The sequence below is a fragment of the Pedobacter nutrimenti genome, assembly GCF_032678445.1.
GTDB lineage: Bacteria > Bacteroidota > Bacteroidia > Sphingobacteriales > Sphingobacteriaceae > Pedobacter > Pedobacter nutrimenti_A.
In genome coordinates this window covers 1-1,822 of the sequence record NZ_JAVTSQ010000038.1, presented here as the reverse complement: position 1 = coordinate 1,822, position 1,822 = coordinate 1, and the positions used below count along the sequence as shown (strand labels likewise).

Below are 1,822 nucleotides of genomic sequence, written 5' to 3'. Positions count from 1 at the left end.
AAGAGGTTGTATCATTGATAAAAAAATGATACAACCTCTTTTTTTGTGTTCAATATTTTATAGCTACTCTATTTAGGTTTTTTTTGTGTTTTCTAAAGATTATTTTGATTAACGAGAGCAAAAACGACCTTTTTAGGCTGCTTTTTTTCTTAAGTTCTGTGCGATAGCCAGTAATCCCCACTCTATCTCCACTTTTTCTTTGCCTCGGAGCATGAAGCGTCGGAACCCGTGGTTCTGTTTAATATTTGCGAAGACTGGTTCAACATCGAAGCATCGCTTTTTTCGATGTTTTATTCCTTCTTCAGTATTTAATAGTTCGTGTGCCTTTTGCTTTAACCTCTTCAGGTTGATATTGATCTCAATGATGCGGTTGGTTTTTGATTTATGGCAAATGCCGTTTAAAGGACAGTTACTGCAGTTTTTAGCCTGGTAGCTTCTGTATATCTGCTTGAATCCAGTGGTAGTTTTTTTAGTGGTGTCTCCGATATAATGCATCTGTTGTCCCATCGGACAGATATAAACGTCCAGCTGATCATTGTAAAACAACTTGTCGGCGGCAAAGGGGTACTTTTTGTTATAGGGATCATTTTGCCCCTTGTCAAACAGATTGTATTTCACATAAGCTTCCATCTGCTTTCCTTCAAGCAGCGTGTAGTTCTCTTCTGATCCGTATCCGGCATCTGCAGTAAGGGCTTGGGGCACTTTGCCAAAGCTGCTTTGGTGTTGCTCCAGATGAGCTTTTAAAGTGGTGGTATCTGTTGGATTGGGGTGGATGGTGTAATTTACAATGAATTGGTTAGAAGTAGATATCTGGATATTATATGCTGGTTTGAGCTGACCATTTAGCATATGATCCTCCTTCATTCTCATAAATGTAGCATCAGTATCGGTTTTACTATAGCTGTTTCGGTCTCCAAGGATACTCTCCTGCTGCTCATACTTATCAATATTTGCAGGGAAGTTCTGGTTAATGTACCTGAGCTTTGCTTTTACCTTTTTATCAACCTGATCATTGTCTGCAAGAACCTTATTGAGCTTTTCAACGGTAGCCTTAACACTTTCCTTATCGATAGTGGTCCCAGTAGGTGGTTCAGGCATCATGTCCTCATCGGCTGCAACACTTTGTGCGTAATTCCAGATCTCCTCCAATTGCTTCTTCATCTTTTCCTTGTTGGTCTGGATGGATTTTTTCCAGACAAAAGTGTACTTATTGGCATTGGCTTCAATCTTGGTTCCGTCGGTATAAACCTGATCAATACTCAACAGCTCTTCTTTAACCAGAAGTTTAACAACTTCTTCAAAGACACTGCGAAGTGCATGTTTAAGACGTACCCCACGAAAACGGTTGATGGTATTGTGGTCGGGCTTGTTCATGGCACTCAGCCACATAAAGGGAACCCTTTCCCTGCAGGCTTCAGCCAACTTGCGACTGGAATAAATATTGGTCACATATCCATAAACCAATACTTTTAAAAGCAGCAGCGGGTGATAATTAGAGCCACCCCGGACATGATAGGCTTTCAGAAGGGGGTCAATATTGATCGAATTGATCACATCATTGACGATTCTTACGGTATGGTCCGCAGCTATAAGATCATCAAGATTGGGCGGGAACGCCATGAGCTGGTCCTGGTGGTAGGGCCGAAAAATAGGTTTTCTTACTGCCATGCTTCATTAATAGTTATGACTTAAATATATGAAAATCAAGTGTTTAAATCAAATAAATACAGAAAAATATTAACCTAAATTACTTAAGGTCAGTAGGAAAGAAATTCTTTAAAACTAAAAAGAGCCTGAATCATGATTTATGATACAGGCTCTT

The 1,822-nt window shown here is 39.8% G+C and carries 1 protein-coding gene; it reads right to left on the bottom strand.

From position 1 onward, the window contains the following. Window positions 1-132: 132 nt before the first annotated feature. Entirely contained in the window at window positions 133-1,668 is a 1,536-nt protein-coding gene (locus R2S08_RS28795) for an IS1182 family transposase (RefSeq protein ID WP_316838348.1), read from the bottom strand. Between the last annotated feature and the right edge of the window lie 154 nt (window positions 1,669-1,822).